This is a genomic window from Treponema sp. R6D11, from assembly GCF_054786075.1.
This window is the reverse complement of sequence record NZ_BDHD01000427.1, coordinates 1-1,054: the sequence shown is the minus strand read 5'-3', so window position 1 is coordinate 1,054 and position 1,054 is coordinate 1. Positions and strand designations below refer to the sequence as shown.

The 1,054-nt window shown below is 54.3% G+C and carries 1 protein-coding gene; it reads right to left on the bottom strand.

Annotated features, from left to right (window positions below):
* Positions 1-998, bottom strand: a 998-nt coding sequence (locus tag ACYVTD_RS13695; protein ID WP_461248287.1) for a hypothetical protein, incomplete at its 3' end; no start/stop codon positions are given.
* Positions 999-1,054 lie beyond the last annotated feature (56 nt).

Sequence of the window (1,054 nt, the reverse complement as noted above, 5' to 3'; positions counted from 1 at the left end):
TTCTTGCTGTCCTCTTTCTCGTAGCCGAAGCCCGCGTGCAGGAACACCCACAGCTTGGGCGATATCTTGTAGTAGGGTAAAAGTCCGACCGTCCAGCCTACCTTCTCTATTTCCTCCCCCTTCTTCTGCCCGCCGAACATGCTGCCGAAGCGGATCTTCAAATTGAAAGGCTCGGTCGCGGAAAGGTTGATGCCCGCCCCGATCCTGATAGCGTCGAAAGTGTCGGGGGTGTTAAGGTGCGGAAGGTTGTACTGCCCGCCCAATTCAAACGCCAGCCCCTGAACTATTTCATTGGAATAAAATGCGAGGTGAAGGGTTCCTATGTCCGCGCCGTCCTGCTGGTCTTTCGCAAGACCGCCTTTGCCCACGGCGGCGAACCTTACCGTTCCTATCTGTTCAAGTTTGATTACCGAATAAATCTGCATGTTCGCGAGTTTTACCGAAACTTCCTCCGAGTCGCCGAAGTTTCTGAAAAGAAAATTGACCGCGACCAAATCGTGCGGGAAATACGTCATCTGCAAATGGAAGCCGTTCTTGTCGTCGTAAGCCCCGTAGTTGAGTCCCGAGTTTCTATACGACATGGCGAGCTGCCCGTTGTAGTCGTTTACGGCGGCTACCGAGTTCTTCGCCTCGCCCGTGAAGCCCCAGCCGATGATCTGCGGGAATCCGCCCTCGCCGTCGCCGTCGCTTCCTATCTTTATCCTGAAATACTGGCTTGCCCTCCACTGCATCCAGCCCCATACAAACGCGTTATTTACTTCATATACCAGTCTGCCGCCCGCGGTTCCGCTGCCGAACAGCGCGCTGAATTTCGCTTCGTGCATCTGGGGTGAGCCGTAAGTGCCGCCCGCCATTATGTCTTCGTCTTTTACGTTGGTTCCCGTTAATAGCGTCATGCCTTCCTGAAGCTGTCCGCCGAACGTTACCTGCGCGAAAACGGCTCCTGCGACCACGACCATTAACGCCGTGAGCGCGACACATTTTTTCAACATATTCATTTCCTCCTCAAGGACATCTTCCCCCCGTACGGAGGGGTGAATTTAAAGGGACGTTT